This window comes from Pseudoalteromonas citrea, assembly GCF_000238375.3.
GTDB classification, from domain to species: domain Bacteria; phylum Pseudomonadota; class Gammaproteobacteria; order Enterobacterales; family Alteromonadaceae; genus Pseudoalteromonas; species Pseudoalteromonas citrea.
On sequence record NZ_AHBZ03000023.1, the window covers coordinates 117,992 to 132,441 of the forward strand.

14 protein-coding genes and 4 tRNA genes are annotated in these 14,450 nt (G+C 43.0%); 7 read left to right on the forward strand and 11 right to left on the reverse strand.

Annotation, left to right across the window (positions count from 1 at the left end; translation table 11 throughout):
* The first annotated feature begins 6 nt into the window (after positions 1-6).
* Genes PCIT_RS16660 through cysQ form a run of 3 tightly spaced genes read left to right on the forward strand, consistent with a single transcriptional unit; the run spans position 7 to position 3,114 of the window.
* Positions 7-1,731: an SLC13 family permease gene (locus PCIT_RS16660; protein ID WP_010367626.1), complete on the forward strand. Its 1,725-nt coding sequence runs from the start codon at positions 7-9 to the stop codon at positions 1,729-1,731.
* A gap of 12 nt (positions 1,732-1,743) precedes the next feature.
* Entirely contained in the window at positions 1,744-2,340 is a 597-nt protein-coding gene (gene cysC, locus PCIT_RS16665; protein WP_010367625.1) for an adenylyl-sulfate kinase, read from the forward strand.
* A 3-nt stretch (positions 2,341-2,343) separates the two neighbouring features.
* Positions 2,344-3,114 carry a 3'(2'),5'-bisphosphate nucleotidase CysQ gene (gene cysQ / locus PCIT_RS16670; RefSeq protein WP_010367624.1) on the forward strand — a complete coding sequence of 257 codons (771 nt, stop codon included), beginning with the start codon at positions 2,344-2,346 and terminating at the stop codon, positions 3,112-3,114.
* Between the two features lie 71 nt (positions 3,115-3,185).
* On the opposite strand, the gene PCIT_RS16675 is transcribed toward cysQ, so the two are convergent.
* Together PCIT_RS16675 and PCIT_RS16680 are read right to left on the reverse strand one after the other, a co-directional pair.
* Entirely contained in the window at positions 3,186-4,514 is a 1,329-nt protein-coding gene (locus PCIT_RS16675) for a hypothetical protein (protein ID WP_010367623.1), read from the reverse strand.
* 88 nt (positions 4,515-4,602) lie between these two features.
* Positions 4,603-5,430 carry an arylamine N-acetyltransferase family protein gene (locus PCIT_RS16680; RefSeq protein ID WP_010367622.1) on the reverse strand — a complete coding sequence of 276 codons (828 nt, stop codon included), beginning with the start codon at positions 5,428-5,430 and terminating at the stop codon, positions 4,603-4,605.
* Between the two features lie 156 nt (positions 5,431-5,586).
* Here PCIT_RS16680 and PCIT_RS16685 point away from each other — a divergent pair, with 156 nt between their 5' ends.
* A complete protein-coding gene (locus PCIT_RS16685) occupies positions 5,587-5,760 on the forward strand; it encodes a DUF6435 family protein (protein ID WP_010367621.1) in 174 nt (57 codons plus the stop codon).
* A 73-nt stretch (positions 5,761-5,833) separates the two neighbouring features.
* On the opposite strand, the gene tuf is transcribed toward PCIT_RS16685, so the two are convergent.
* The 8 genes from tuf to murB all read right to left on the reverse strand — a co-directional run bounded on the left by tuf (position 5,834) and on the right by murB (position 10,384).
* On the reverse strand, positions 5,834-7,018 hold the full coding sequence (tuf, locus tag PCIT_RS16690) for an elongation factor Tu (protein WP_192992820.1): 1,185 nt from the start codon (positions 7,016-7,018) through the stop codon (positions 5,834-5,836).
* Between the two features lie 128 nt (positions 7,019-7,146).
* Positions 7,147-7,222 (reverse strand) — tRNA-Thr (locus PCIT_RS16695).
* Positions 7,223-7,235: 13 nt separating this feature from the next.
* Positions 7,236-7,310 (reverse strand) — tRNA-Gly (locus PCIT_RS16700).
* Positions 7,311-7,356: 46 nt separating this feature from the next.
* Positions 7,357-7,441, reverse strand: a tRNA-Tyr gene (locus PCIT_RS16705).
* Positions 7,442-7,487: 46 nt separating this feature from the next.
* Positions 7,488-7,563 (reverse strand) — tRNA-Thr (locus PCIT_RS16710).
* A 124-nt stretch (positions 7,564-7,687) separates the two neighbouring features.
* Positions 7,688-8,389 carry a type III pantothenate kinase gene (locus PCIT_RS16715; RefSeq protein ID WP_010365259.1) on the reverse strand — a complete coding sequence of 234 codons (702 nt, stop codon included), beginning with the start codon at positions 8,387-8,389 and terminating at the stop codon, positions 7,688-7,690.
* Positions 8,386-9,378 carry a bifunctional biotin--[acetyl-CoA-carboxylase] ligase/biotin operon repressor BirA gene (gene birA, locus PCIT_RS16720; protein WP_010365258.1) on the reverse strand — a complete coding sequence of 331 codons (993 nt, stop codon included), beginning with the start codon at positions 9,376-9,378 and terminating at the stop codon, positions 8,386-8,388. Before birA ends, PCIT_RS16715 begins: the two co-directional genes overlap by 4 nt.
* On the reverse strand, positions 9,371-10,384 hold the full coding sequence (gene murB / locus PCIT_RS16725) for a UDP-N-acetylmuramate dehydrogenase (RefSeq protein WP_010365257.1): 1,014 nt from the start codon (positions 10,382-10,384) through the stop codon (positions 9,371-9,373). The genes birA and murB overlap by 8 nt, the downstream gene beginning before the upstream one ends.
* A 144-nt stretch (positions 10,385-10,528) precedes the next feature.
* Here murB and PCIT_RS16730 point away from each other — a divergent pair, with 144 nt between their 5' ends.
* On the forward strand, positions 10,529-12,376 hold the full coding sequence (locus tag PCIT_RS16730) for a M1 family metallopeptidase (protein ID WP_010365256.1): 1,848 nt from the start codon (positions 10,529-10,531) through the stop codon (positions 12,374-12,376).
* Between the two features lie 34 nt (positions 12,377-12,410).
* Here PCIT_RS16730 and PCIT_RS16735 read toward each other — a convergent pair whose 3' ends face one another.
* Positions 12,411-13,043 carry a DUF2057 family protein gene (locus PCIT_RS16735; RefSeq protein ID WP_010365255.1) on the reverse strand — a complete coding sequence of 211 codons (633 nt, stop codon included), beginning with the start codon at positions 13,041-13,043 and terminating at the stop codon, positions 12,411-12,413.
* Positions 13,044-13,178: 135 nt separating this feature from the next.
* Between PCIT_RS16735 and PCIT_RS16740 the strand changes: the two genes are divergently transcribed.
* Both PCIT_RS16740 and PCIT_RS16745 read left to right on the forward strand, forming a co-directional pair.
* The gene (locus PCIT_RS16740; RefSeq protein ID WP_010365254.1) at positions 13,179-13,550 is read left to right on the forward strand and encodes a histidine triad nucleotide-binding protein; all 372 of its coding nucleotides are present in this window, start codon (positions 13,179-13,181) and stop codon (positions 13,548-13,550) included.
* 229 nt (positions 13,551-13,779) lie between these two features.
* Positions 13,780-14,436: a helix-turn-helix transcriptional regulator gene (locus tag PCIT_RS16745; RefSeq protein ID WP_021032157.1), complete on the forward strand. Its 657-nt coding sequence runs from the start codon at positions 13,780-13,782 to the stop codon at positions 14,434-14,436.
* The last annotated feature ends 14 nt before the right edge of the window (positions 14,437-14,450 follow it).

Genomic DNA, 14,450 nt, shown 5'->3' on the forward strand with positions numbered 1-14,450 from the left:
TCTAGGATGTACGAACAAATCATTTTAACAGGTATAATGCTGACTTTAGTTGGGTGCTTATTTGGCACTCAACTAAAACCCGCATGGTTATTTGTTGGTGCTATTGGCACCAGCTATCTAACAGGGTTAATTGACCTTGAAAATATGCTTGTTAACTATGCAAACCCGTCTCTAATAACACTGATCTTATTAATCCTTGTGTCAGTGGCGATTGAGAAAACCACCTTAGTACAAAAGCTGGCGCAATCGTTAGCGAAAGGCAGCTTAACAAAATCAGTAATGAAACTCGGTTTATCTACTGCCTTTTTATCATCATTCACCAACAATACCGCTGTTGTCGCATCATTAATTTCTGCAATCAAAGACAGCCCAACACACTCACCATCCAAACTCTTATTGCCATTGTCATATACCGCAATATTAGGTGGCACGCTTACCCTAATCGGTACGTCAACCAACCTCATCGTCAATGGCTTTGCCGTGGATGCCGGCATGCAGCCCCTCGGTTTTTTCGATTTTACCTTGGTTGGCTTAGGGGCGTTATTCGTTGGTTTATTAACCATTATGGTGATGCTTAAATACTTACCAGATAATGGCAAGTCAGACCAAGAAGTGGTACCTTTTTATCTAGAGGGTAAAGTACAAGCCCACTCTAAGCTAGTTGGTCGAACTGTTGAAGAAAATGGCTTACGCGATCTTAAAGACCTTTTCTTAGCTGAAATTATTCGCGGAGAGCGCCGTATTTGCGCGGTCACCCCACAACAAGAAATCCTCGCTGGTGATGTTTTATTATTCGTTGGTGATATCAAATCAGTACCACTATTAACACGTTTTGATGGCTTGAAAATCGTCCATGACAAGCATGAAAAAGACGTTGAACACTTAGTCGAAGTGGTCATTAGTCAGTCATCTAAATACATCGGTAAAACAGTCAAAGAAGTCCGATTTAGAGAACAGTTTCATGCCGCTGTAATTGCCATACGTCGCGGTCACGACCGCCTTCAAGGTGGATTAGGACAGGTTCAATTACAAGCTGGCGACTCCCTTATTCTGGCCCCAGGTAGCCAATTTTATGAGCTGCCGAATTTAAAGCGTGAATTTGTTTATATCTCAGGTTTAGACTTACAAACTCACCTTAAGTCGAAACAATCAAACCTAGTCCTTACGAGCTTCATCGCTGTGCTTGGACTCAGTATCTTAGATATAGTCCCCCTAGTAAAAGGCCTCCTGGTCTTATTGGTGGCATTAGTGCTTATGGGCACGATTAAAGTCGGTGAGCTACAGCGTCGCTTTCCTATTGAGCTCATTGCTATTGTAGGGAGTGCTATAGGTCTAGCAAAATTGATGATCGGTACCGGCCTCGCCGCGCAAATATCTGATGCACTCTTTTTTCTCTTGGGTGACTTTGGTCCATACGGTGCATTTATTGCGATATTTGTGATGACCGTGGTGTTCACCGAACTTATTACCAATAATGCTGCTGCAGCTTTATCGTTTCCCGTTGCTTATGCACTCGCTGCTGGGTTTGGGGTAAACCCTTTGCCTTTTGTCATGGCGGTGGCATTTGGCGCATCAGCCAGTTTTATATCGCCATTTGGTTATCAAACAAACCTAATGGTATACAGTGCAGGTAACTATCGTATTAAAGATTATGTTGCGATGGGTTTGCCGCTCTCAATTATTTATTCAATTACGGTTTTGACTCTCATACCAATGGTCTTCCCGTTTTAGTAGGCACTTATAATGGATGAAAATGTAGTTTGGCATAACTATGCCGTTGATAAAGAAAAACGCAATGAACATAAAGGCCATAAACCCTGTGTATTATGGTTCACCGGTTTTTCTGGTTCGGGAAAAAGTACCGTTGCAGGCGCGTTAGAAAGCGCCTTGCACCAACAAGGTGTACATACATACCTGCTCGATGGCGACAACGTTCGCCATGGTTTATGTAAAGACTTAGGGTTCAGTGATGCAGACCGCATTGAAAACATTCGCCGTGTGGGTGAACTCAGTAAATTAATGGCTGATGCTGGCTTGGTGGTTCTCACTGCTTTTATTTCCCCGTTTCAAGCAGAGCGAGATATGGTTCGTGATTTACTTGGTGAGGGTGAATTCATTGAAGTGTTTTTAGATACCCCACTTGATGTCTGTGAGCAGCGTGATCCAAAAGGGTTATACAAAAAGGCCCGAGCAGGTGAAATCAAACACTTTACTGGTATTGATTCAGATTATCAGATCCCAACTCAGCCCGAGATCGTATTAGATACTAGTAAAAATTCGCTAGACCAATCGGTCACACAACTGGTAGCGTATTTAAAAGAAAAAAACATCATAGGATAAATCATGAATCAAACGGATCTGCTCGAAGAAGTTCTGCACCTTAGCCGTCAAGCTGGAGAGGCCATCATGCCTATCTATGCCAAAGATTTCGCTATCGAGTACAAAGCAGATGAGAGCCCAGTAACAGACGCAGACATAGCCGCACACAAGGTTATTGTGGCCGGCTTACAAGCTCTGACGCCCAAAACCCCCATTCTCAGCGAGGAGAGTGCACATATTCCTTGGGCGACTCGTCAAACATGGGATGAATACTGGTTGGTTGATCCGATTGATGGCACTAAAGAGTTTATTAAGAAAAATGGCGAATTCACCGTTAATATCGCTCTTATAAGAGCGGGTAAACCCATTTTAGGCGTGGTCCACGCGCCAGCACTCAATGTCAGCTATTTAGCAGCAGAAGCCATTGGTGCATTTCGTGAGTGTGGTGAAGCACGCATAGAGCTTAAGGTGACGCAGAAGGCCAACACAGGTAAAATTAATGTCGTAGGGTCTCGCTCGCACCCTTCACCTGATCTTGCTGCCTATTTAGAAAAATTTGATGACGTAGAAATGGTACCCAAGGGCAGTTCTCTCAAATTGTGCTTAGTGGCTGAAGGCAGTGCAGACATATACCCGCGCTTAGGGCCGACGTCAGAATGGGATACCGGAGCGGGTCATGCGGTGGCCGAAATTGCTGGAGCTACGGTTACTAAAGTCGACGGCAGCCCATTGACTTACAATCAAAAAGACAGCTACTTAAACCCCTACTTTATTGTTTCTAGACTATTAGATTAACGTTAAGGTATTGGCAGATACTGTAACGTAAAAAGGCACCTTTTTGGTGCCTCTACTTTATCCGCATAACACTACAAAGAATACAACGATTGCATCGCCTTATAATCTACGCCGAACTCTTGTCTGAACCAATGATTGACAAAATCTTCATTCGGGTTAATTTTGCCACATCGCAGCGCATTTTCAGCCACTGACTCAGCAGCAGAATGCTGACAATATTGTAATTTCCAAAGTGCATTCAGATCCGATATGTACTGGCCTTGTAACGGCCTTAACTGTACCTTTAACAAGTCGGTTAAGTTCAAGAAATTAGCGGCCAAAGGCTTTATTTCTGCTTCTTTGTAATTCGCGGTATGACTCTTAGTCGAGTTAACTTCGCTGTTAGAGTGTTGATGACTGACCATTTGTCCTGCCATCATACCTTTGTAACCCAGTCGCACGGTGTAGTATTCTTGATATTCATTTATCGGGTAAATGTATACCCGCTCAATGTCGACATCAATACGCTTCTCACTGTCTTGCGGGTCGACTCGTGATTCTGTCACCAGATAACGCTTTTCTTGCTGAGTATGTCGAACTTGGCGCTCATAAGTTATATCAGTATTAAATTGAAATTGCGCCGTTTGCCGTGCTTGTGAGGTATACCATAAGCTTTTTTGGAATGCATTTCTCAAATCAATGACAGTACTTTCAACTAAGTAACGCTGTGCTGTACTCTCAAATGAGCCTAAATTTAAGCGAGTATCAAAGCGCACGCTTTTAAAGCGGCTTTGGTCATAGGTGTCTAACTTAAGTGACACTGCCTGTTGCCAAGCCAAACAATACTTGTGTACAAATTGACGTAAGTAAAAGCGCTGACCATGAACATGCTCGGCAAGCGACAGACAGCGTGATTTTCCATCTTGATTTAGCTGCGCTTTATATTGTGTGAGTTCAGCACTAATTTGTGCATTGTTTAGTAAGTAGGCATATTGACTTTCAAACCATCGGAATCGGTCTGGCTGCTGGCTGTTAGCTAAACTCTTTGCTTCTTTGCGCAGCCACCTGTTCATATGACCCAGCTCTTCACTTTGTGTGGCAGCTTGGGCTCCAAATGACTCTAAACTCCATTTAGATTGGTTACGCAATATGGTTTCAAGTTTTTGTGCCGCGCCAGTAAAGTTACCTGCTAAACGCAGCATTCTCACTTCAATTAAGCCACGATCAACGATTTTATTTCTTGCTATGGCTAAACCTTGTTGCGCTTTAATATCCTCTGCATCTTCAGCCAATGCTTGTTCATAAAGTGATGCTGCTTGCTGATATAACCCTTGCTGATATAGCTTATCGCCTTTTTCAACTAAGCTAGTACATGCTGATAAACTAAGTGCTAAAGCGAGTATATATAACGGTTTACGCATATTTCTCAACCATCCTTTTTGGTTTCATATCACCGGATTTTATATGCCAAGACTCTACCCTAGTTCACGCGCAAAATCTATCCATATACTAGCGCTGTTGATTTACTCTTTCATGCACCTTGGCAAAGGCTTTCTCAATCACAGGGGGACTAATCTGTAGCCTAAAATGCTCTTGTAATAAACCTTGTAACTGCTGAGTTCCGGTAATATCGCACTGGGTATGTTCCCCGGTATGCTCATTCCAAAATAAATAGTGTAAGTTACGAATTAAATGACGTTGCCCACTTTCAATGCGTGATACCACCAAGTTATTCACAAACCCCGCTTCTGGGTGTTGATGACTGTAAAAATGCGCCACATCGCAATCCCCTTCATAGACGACAGATAAATCGACCTCATATAAATCAAGCTGCTCAGGAGCCTGAATACTGACTTTAACTGTTTGCTCTTTACGTTCAACGAGATACTGATTCACCCCTTGCTCTAGACTATTATTACTGTCAATTTTTAGTGGAAGAATCGGCGTTTTGACACCAAAACCAACATCAACAAGATACTCGCAGCCCGCTAGTGTGAGTAACGTCACACGATGCGTTCTGGGGTTAGTCTCAAGGCCATTGAGCATCACACGCGCAAGTACAGGCCGCACTTCAAACCCAAGGTGGGCCAGTGCCATACAAGCAATCTTATTGTGCTCAAAACAATACCCTCCTTGGCGATTAGCGATCACCCGGGTAAATACGTCTGTTTCTTCAAGCGATAAAAAGTCACCATATAATGCATTAATACTGCTAAAGCTAAATTCAGCTAAATGCCTTATTTGCAGTTGAGATACTAACTCTAAACCACTCAAGTTGCCTGGTAGTCCAAGCTGGAGAAGGTAATCGGCAATATAGTTGCTAGGTAACGTCGTCATGTAAAGTCCTGATTAATTTTAGTAAGTGCAGCCAAGGTAAAACCTCAAGTCAAGTTGAGGTCAACAACTTTAAGCGTTAATTTACTCATAAATATAAACAGATCGTTCATCACTCAATCAACGTACAAAAGGGTAATTATCATTTGGAAAAACACCATGTTTGGCATTTTTAAAAAAGACCCACAGAAAAAGTTACGTAAGCGTTATGATGAGAAACTAGAGGAGGCTATGCATGCACAGCGCCGTGGCGACATCAAAGGCTATGCCCTATTAACTGCGGAAGCCGAAAGTATATGGGCTGAAATACTCCAATTACAGCAAAGTGACTAAATTACGGGCATAAAAAAACCCAAGCCTAAGCTTGGGTTTTTTATTAATGCGTTTGCATTAACTATAGTCGATATTACTCAACGATAGTTGCAACAACACCAGCACCAACTGTACGACCACCTTCACGGATAGCGAAGCGTAAACCTTCGTCCATCGCGATTGGTACGATTAGATCTACAGTCATCTTGATGTTATCACCAGGCATTACCATTTCTACGCCTTCTGGTAACTCAACGTTACCTGTTACGTCAGTTGTACGGAAGTAGAACTGTGGACGGTAACCTTTGAAGAATGGAGTATGACGACCACCTTCATCTTTCGAAAGTACGTATACTTCTGAAGTGAACTTTGTGTGTGGTGTGATTGAACCAGGCTTCGCTAGTACTTGACCACGTTCAACGTCTTCACGCTTAGTACCACGTAGAAGTGCACCAATGTTCTCACCCGCACGACCTTCGTCTAGAAGCTTACGGAACATCTCAACACCCGTACAAGTTGTCTTCGTAGTTTCTTTCATACCTACGATTTCAACTTCGTCGTTCACGTTTACAATACCAGCTTCAACACGGCCAGTTACTACTGTACCACGACCCTGGATTGAGAATACGTCTTCGATAGGCATGATGAATGGCTTATCGATGTCACGCTCTGGCTCTGGAATGTAAGAATCTAGTGCTTCTGCAAGCTCTACAATCTTGTCTTCCCACTGCTTCTCGCCTTCTAACGCCTTAAGCGCTGAACCTGCGATTAGTGGTAAGTCATCACCTGGGAAGTCGTATTCTGAAAGAAGTTCACGAACTTCCATCTCTACTAGCTCAAGTAGCTCTTCGTCATCAACCATGTCACATTTGTTCATGAATACGATGATGTAAGGTACGCCAACCTGACGAGAAAGTAGGATGTGCTCACGTGTTTGTGGCATAGGACCGTCAGTTGCAGCAACTACTAGGATTGCGCCGTCCATTTGTGCAGCACCAGTGATCATGTTTTTAACATAATCCGCGTGTCCTGGACAATCTACGTGTGCGTAGTGACGAGTCGGTGTATCGTACTCAACGTGAGACGTTGAAATTGTGATACCACGCTCACGCTCTTCTGGAGCGTTATCGATTGCTGCGAAGTCTTTTGCTTCACCACCGTATACTTTTGCAAGTACGTTAGTGATTGCTGCAGTTAGGGTAGTTTTACCGTGGTCAACGTGGCCGATTGTACCAACGTTTACGTGCGGTTTTACGCGTTCAAACTTTTCTTTTGCCATGACGGAACCTATCGTTTATGTGTCTAGATTACATATAAAACCAACCCACGAAAATGCGGATTAGAATTTTTCAATAAATGAATATTTTAGGACAAATCAAAGGAAGCGTTTGAGAAGATTCAGCAGCCTGGTGCTGATAGGCAGATTTGAACTGCCGACCTCACCCTTACCAAGGGTGCGCTCTACCAACTGAGCTATATCAGCAACACCAGAAAACTGGAGCGGGCAGTGGGAATCGAACCCACATCATCAGCTTGGAAGGCTGAGGTAATAGCCATTATACGATGCCCGCTTTAGCAAACTGTTTTCTTAACTACCTCTAACCGTCAAGAATAAAGTGGTGGAGGGGGCTGGATTCGAACCAGCGAAGGCAGTGCCGTCAGATTTACAGTCTGATCCCTTTGGCCGCTCGGGAACCCCTCCACATAACAATTCTTTGTCTAAAGCTTCTGCATAAGAGTGCAGAAAATGGTGCCGACTATCCGAGTCGAACGGATGACCTACTGATTACAAGTCAGTTGCTCTACCAACTGAGCTAAGTCGGCACTGCTTTAGTACGGGGCAGGATTCTAGAGCAAGGTCGGGGGTGATGCAAGAGTAAAATCAAAAAAAATCAAAGTTTTTTAACTAAATGCTCATTATTACAGCAAAAACCACTATAAACAGTAGTTAACGTACAAAATCACACCAATTTTTCAACCCTTTGAATACCAAATCATCAATAAAGATACTTGGCTTTTCATAATGTTGCTGCAATAGTTCACCATAACCACCAGCAAAAATTACTTGCATATCTTTCGCATCACACTCTAATTGCGCGATGGCTGTATAGACTGCTCCTAATGTCGATACTAACGCGCCATTTTTTACTGCATTCGGCGTGTTACAGCCCAACTCTTGAGCAAATAAACTGGTGTTATCACTGAATACTTTTTCTGTATTCGCCAAAAGGCTTGCGATCATCATATCCAAACCCGGTAATATCCAGCCACCTAAGTGCTGCCCTGAGATATCAACCACATCAACTTTAGTGGCCGTACCTGAATCAACCACAACGCAGTGTTTATGTGGATACAAGTAATGGCTCGCTACTACGGCTAACCAACGATCTATTCCTAAATTTTGATATTGGCCATAACCACAACGCACCGTGCCAAGCGTTGGTGTTACTGTTGCTTGTCTTATACTGATACTATGACAGGCCGCATGGTGTGTTATTGACTCTAATGCATTGGCATGTCCTACCTGCGCAACAACAATATCACTGACTTCTCTCCAAGGAATATCCGCTTCATTTACCAGTGCAATGTCGCCATCATTGTCTAAGCCCAGTTTGACTGCGGTATTTCCCACATCTACTAATAATCTCACAGACCATCCTTGCGCAGTGATATTTCACCACCATAGTAACTTTTTAATTCACCGTCTTGACGCAATACAATACCGCCTTGTTGGTCAATACCTTCACATACGCCTCGCCAGGTTCGCATACCGGTCGATAGCGTCACAACATCATTGGCGAATTCATTCACCCTATTCCACTGCTCAACCATGGTCATTAAGCCCGACTCTTGGTATACCGCTAATCGCTGAGCGAGGCTATGAGTTAGCTGAGCAACGAGGGCATTTTTATCTAAGCTATGGGTATGCGATGCCAAGTCAGTCCAAGGCTGATCGATATCTTTAGAGGCCGCTTCTGGCATTTGCAAGTTAATGCCAATACCAATCACTAAATGACATGGCCCTTCAACCTGCCCTTCGAGCTCGACCAATACACCCGCGAGCTTGCGCCCTTTTAGATAAATATCATTAGGCCATTTGAGCGTTGCTGATAAACCATATAGCGCTTCAATTGCATCATAAACTGCCAGTCCAACCGCAATGGAGACACCCATTGCCGCTTGCATGCCCTCTTCTAGTTTCCAGTAGTAACTGTAATATAAATTCGCGCCAAAAGGGGATTGCCATACTCGGCCTCGTCGGCCACGTCCCGCTTGTTGCATTTCTGCCACCAGCACATGACCCGAAGCTAATTTATTGCCTTGCTGAATACGACGCATTAATTCTGAATTTGTTGAATCGATGATTGGTTCTACTTCAACCTCATTTTCACACGGCAACTCAGCTAAATAATGGGATATATCCTCAGTATTCAATAAAGGTAAACTCTCATTCAAACAATATCCTTTGCCATTAAGGGTAAATATATCAATGCCCATCTCTTGTAACGAGCGAATATGTTTTGAAATGGCTGCACGACTTATACCCAATTGTGTTGCCAGCACCTGACCAGATACAAAACCACCTTGGTTCAGTGCATGCAAAATCGCCAGTTTATTGCCTTGCGGTGCATTATCCATGACTTTTCTCCTGCAATATCACCTCACCTTCACGGCCGATGAGCCTCACTTCATGTTCTAATTGAATATTAAACTGACGTGCCACACAGTGTTGCACATGATGAATAACGCTGCACAAGCTACTACCGGAGCTATAACCTTCGTTCACTAATACCAGTGCTTGTTTTTCATATACACGCACACCAGCCACGCTATACCCTTTAAGCCCAGCTTGTTCTATTAACCAGCCGGCTGCCAACTTGCGCATCCCCTGCCCTGCGGGATATGCCGGCATATTCGCGTACTCAGTACATAATTTTTGGTAATGAGCCTCTAATACAATAGGATTTTTAAAGAAGCTTCCTGCGTTGGGTAGTTCATCAGGGTTTGGTAATTTACTTTGTCGAATTTCCATCACTGCATCACTGACTTGCAATGCGGTCACTTTAGCCTCATTCAATTTTTGCAAAGGCCCATAGTCTAGTGTTGGCCGCCATTGTTTATTAAGACGCAAACCCACCTTGGTGATCACAAATTTATTCTTTAACTTGTGTTTAAAAATTGAATCACGATAACCAAACTGGCATTGCGCTTGATTCAAACGCTCAAACGCCAGAGTTTCAACATTAAAACCTTCGACATAATCAATAAACTTTGCCAGTTCAACACCATATGCCCCAATATTTTGCACCGGTGCAGCACCCATAGTACCGGGGATCAACACTAAGTTCTCAAGCCCTGCGATCCCTTTTACCAATAAATCGGTTACGAGCGAGTGCCAATTTTCACCCGCAGCCACATTCACATTCCAAAATGTACCATGTTCTACAATCTCCACACCTTTATTGTTAATTCGGACCACGGTGCCAATAAAGTCTTCGATAAAAACCGTATTACTTCCAGCCCCTAGCACGCAAAAGGGCTGAGAAAAATCAACAGAGTGTAACTGCAAGGGGTCGTCTATATTAACGATGTCCTGACATGCGTGAGGTAATGCGAAAGTATGAAGTGACTGCAATGCTTGCACGGACGTGCCTTAAACCTAAATCTCATAATATGGAATAGTTTAACCCATTGCGATGCTGGGCGCATCAGTATGTGACTTTCATGATAAGCATGGTATAAAAGCCTATCACCTGAGATTTAATTAACAATAAAGAATAAGGATCCTATGAAACTTTCTGCCTTAACTACCAGCTTAATGCTGGCTGGTTTCTCTCACTTAGCCATAGCAACGCAAGCAGTAGACGAACACACCTACGCCAACCTAAACGACGTAATTAGTACTCACTTACACTTAGATTTAGATGTTGATTTTGCAGATAAGCAACTAGAAGGTTTTGTAGAGCACACCTTAGACTGGCGCACTGCCCAAGCGCGCACATTGGTGCTAGATACTCGCGATTTAGAAATCGACAAAGTCATGTATCAAGGTAAAAATGGCCAATGGCACAAAGCGGCATTTACATTAGCAAAACGAGATGATGTAAAAGGTGCCAAACTGACTATTACATTTAAGCAGCAAGCTAAAAAAGCACGTATCTATTATAATAGCTTGCCTCAAGCTTCAGGCTTACAGTGGTTAACCCCCATTCAAACGGCCAGCAAAACGCACCCTTTCATGTATAGCCAGTCGCAAGCCATTCATGCGCGCAGCTGGATCCCAGTCCAAGATACGCCAGCAATGCGTGTCACCTATTCAGCGCGCATTAATACCCCGGAAGACGTTCGCGCGGTGATGAGTGCTGATAACTCAGGCGCTTTTATTAAAGACGGGGATTATTGGTTTGATATGCCACAAGCGATCCCACCTTATTTAATCGCTATTGGTGCGGGGAATCTTGAATATAAGGAAATGTCTCACCAAACCGCTATTTTCGCAGAGCCACAAATTTTAGACGCTTCCGTGGCTGAATTTAACGATACACAAGCCATGATCGATAAAACCAACGTGATGTACGGAGAGTATGCATGGGGGCGCTATGACTTACTCATGCTCCCACCGAGCTTTCCATTTGGTGGCATGGAAAACCCACGCCTATCATTCATTACCCCTACCGTTGTAGCCGGTGATAAAAGCTTGGTGAACTTAATCGCACATGAGCTGGCACACTCTTGGTCGGGTAATTTAGTCACAAACGCAACATGGGAAGACCTTTGGTTAAATGAAGGATTTACCTCTTATGTTGAAAACCGCATTATGGAAGAAGTCTTTGGCCGAGAACGCGCCGTTATGGAGCAAGCACTCGATACTGCGGGCCTTAAAAAACAACTCAAAAATATTCCCGCCCCAGATACACGCTTAAACCTGAAACTCAATGGCCGCGATCCAGATGATGCCTTTAGCTCAGTCCCTTATACTAAAGGTCAACTGTTCTTGTTGTATCTAGAAGAAAAATTTGGCCGTGCGCGATTTGACGAATTCGTCAAAGGCTACTTTAGTAAATACTCTTTTAAATCTCTGACAACCGCCGAATTTACTGTGTACTTAAACACACACTTACTCGAAAAGTACCCTGGTATTGTCAGCCTAGAGAAGGCCAATGAATGGATCCACCAGCCGGGATTACCTGCAGATGCTCCTAACCCAACGTCAGATGCCTTTATTAATGTTGATAAAATTGCTGCCGCATGGCTAAAAGATGAAGTCTCAGTAACAGCGCTCCCAACCGGGAAGTGGACAGTTCACGAGTGGCTACACTTTATCAATAATCTGCCTCGAGATCTCAGTTTAAACAAAATGAAAGAACTCGATAATGCCTTTAACCTCACTACTTCAACCAATGCTGAGCGTGCTTTTGCGTGGTATATGCTGGCAGTAGGTAATGGATATCAGGCAATTTACCCCGCTTTAGATGAACACCTATCGGGCATTGGCCGTCGTAAGTTGATTGTACCCTTGTACAAAGCATTGGTTAAAAATGGTAAACGCGCATGGGCCCAAAAGGTTTACCAAGCAGCCCGCCCGGGTTATCACCCACTCGCGCAAGGCACCATTGACGCGATTTTTAATAAGTAACTTATTCAGCTGCTTTTCTATCAAAGGGCTACTCCTAGCCCTTTTTAATTTTTTGTAAAAAAGCGGCGCGCTGTTCAGTACTCGCTTGGTCCCACCAAAACTCTAGCATCGTAGCCGCATCTGGGTGCATAACGCCTTGTATAGGCGCTGCCTTATGGTGCTTCACCCGATCTTTTGATGCGCCTTTGGGATCAGCCATGTTTACTGAATGACGAGAACTAGGCGCTACCACTGGCTGCGAGGCATAAGCCTGCTGCATAAAGCGCGCACGTTTATCAGCAATTTGTCTATTTTTGTCTGGCGACACTATCGTCACTTGTGGGTTTTTCGCAAATAATTTAGCTTCTTCCACCTCATCGGGGCGCTCAAACGTAATTAAATACTCCCCCTCCATCATGATGTTTAATTCAACCCAAAAAGCGTCTGACTCAACCACTTCATGTTCATCATATTCTAATTCATATAAATCACTATACTGTAACTTAACTGTATAAACGCCGGGTGCCAGCGTTAACTCTGTCACATTGCTAAATAACGAGTGTTCAATCACATCACTGCCTACCTGCAGAGGTAATAGCTCTTCGTTAAAACGCACTGTTGCACCCTGGCTGTCTTTCATAACCATAGCAAAGCATAGCGCGAAACATACGTAGCTTATTATTTTCATCCTAGTTGCTCCTTTTATTTACGTATAATTACATTTCGTGGTTTGACACTCAGGCCAAACTTTGTCATTAGTGTACACCTTAACTTTTAATTTCTCTTCCTTTGTGTAAGAGAAGCATTTTATTTAGGATTATCAATGAGCCAGAGCACCATTTTTGACAAAATCATTAATAAAGAAATCCCTGCTGATATTGTCTATGAAGACGACAAAGCACTCGCCTTTAAAGACATAAATCCACAAGCGCCTTTTCATGTGTTGGTGATCCCCAAAGCAAGAATCGCAACAATCAACGATGTGACTGAACAAAATTCATACCTTGTCGGCCACTTATACGCAGTTGCTGCTAAACTAGCTAAAGAACATGGCTTTGCCGAGGACGGTTATCGTGTTGTTATGAACTGTAATGAGCATGGTGGGCAGACTGTATACCATATTCACCTACACCTACTCGCAGGTAAAACAATGGGGTGGCCACCCTATACAAATACGAAAAAAGAACTACTTTAAAATATTCTCTGTTAAGGAATGTAAACAAGTAAGTTATTATTTCAAAAACATGAAAAGCCATCTATATCATAAAGTTATGTTATGGGTAATGTAATTCATTTGTATTCATAGCGTTATATGTCGATTACATATAGCAAAACTATCTATCGTTTGATGAAGATTCTAATACAAAAGGCCTGAGTCACGTGTTAGCATTGAATCATCAGTTGGAATAAGAGTGTTGCCAAAAATGAGCAGTTCTGCCTTTTTGTTATTAGATAAAGAGCCTATTAACACCATAGGAATTAACGTTTTGCAGCCATTGCTGAAAACGCAAGGACTAGATGTAACCACAGGTACCGATATAGCAGATGTACCTGAAGGGACACGCCTATTATTTATAGAAACCGCAACCAACGATGCTTGGAATAAATTAAAAGAACAATTAGTCAGGCTGAAAGTAAGTTGCGATATCATACTATTTAATTTGGATGAAAATCCTGAACTTGCCAATCGTGCATTATTAAGTGGGATCCGAGGTGTATTTTATACAACCGATAACGCTGATGTATTGATGAAAGGTATTCGTCTTCTTATGGAAGACCAGCTTTGGTATCGTCGTGAAATTATGTGCAACGCCTTAAACCGCATGTTGCAATATAACAAAGACGCCCTACATAAGTTAACCGAAGGCGATATTGAACCAGTAAAACTTACCAAACGTGAGAAAGCCATTATCTCGTTAATGAGTAAAGGGGCAAAAAATAAAGAGATTGCTGAAGATCTCAATATCAGCCCGCATACGGTTAAAACACATTTATATAGCGCATTTAGAAAAACCAAATGCCGTAACCGTATCGAGTTATTGTCATGGGCACAGCAAAATATCCCTGACGAAATTCGCTAAATCGCGTTACTAAG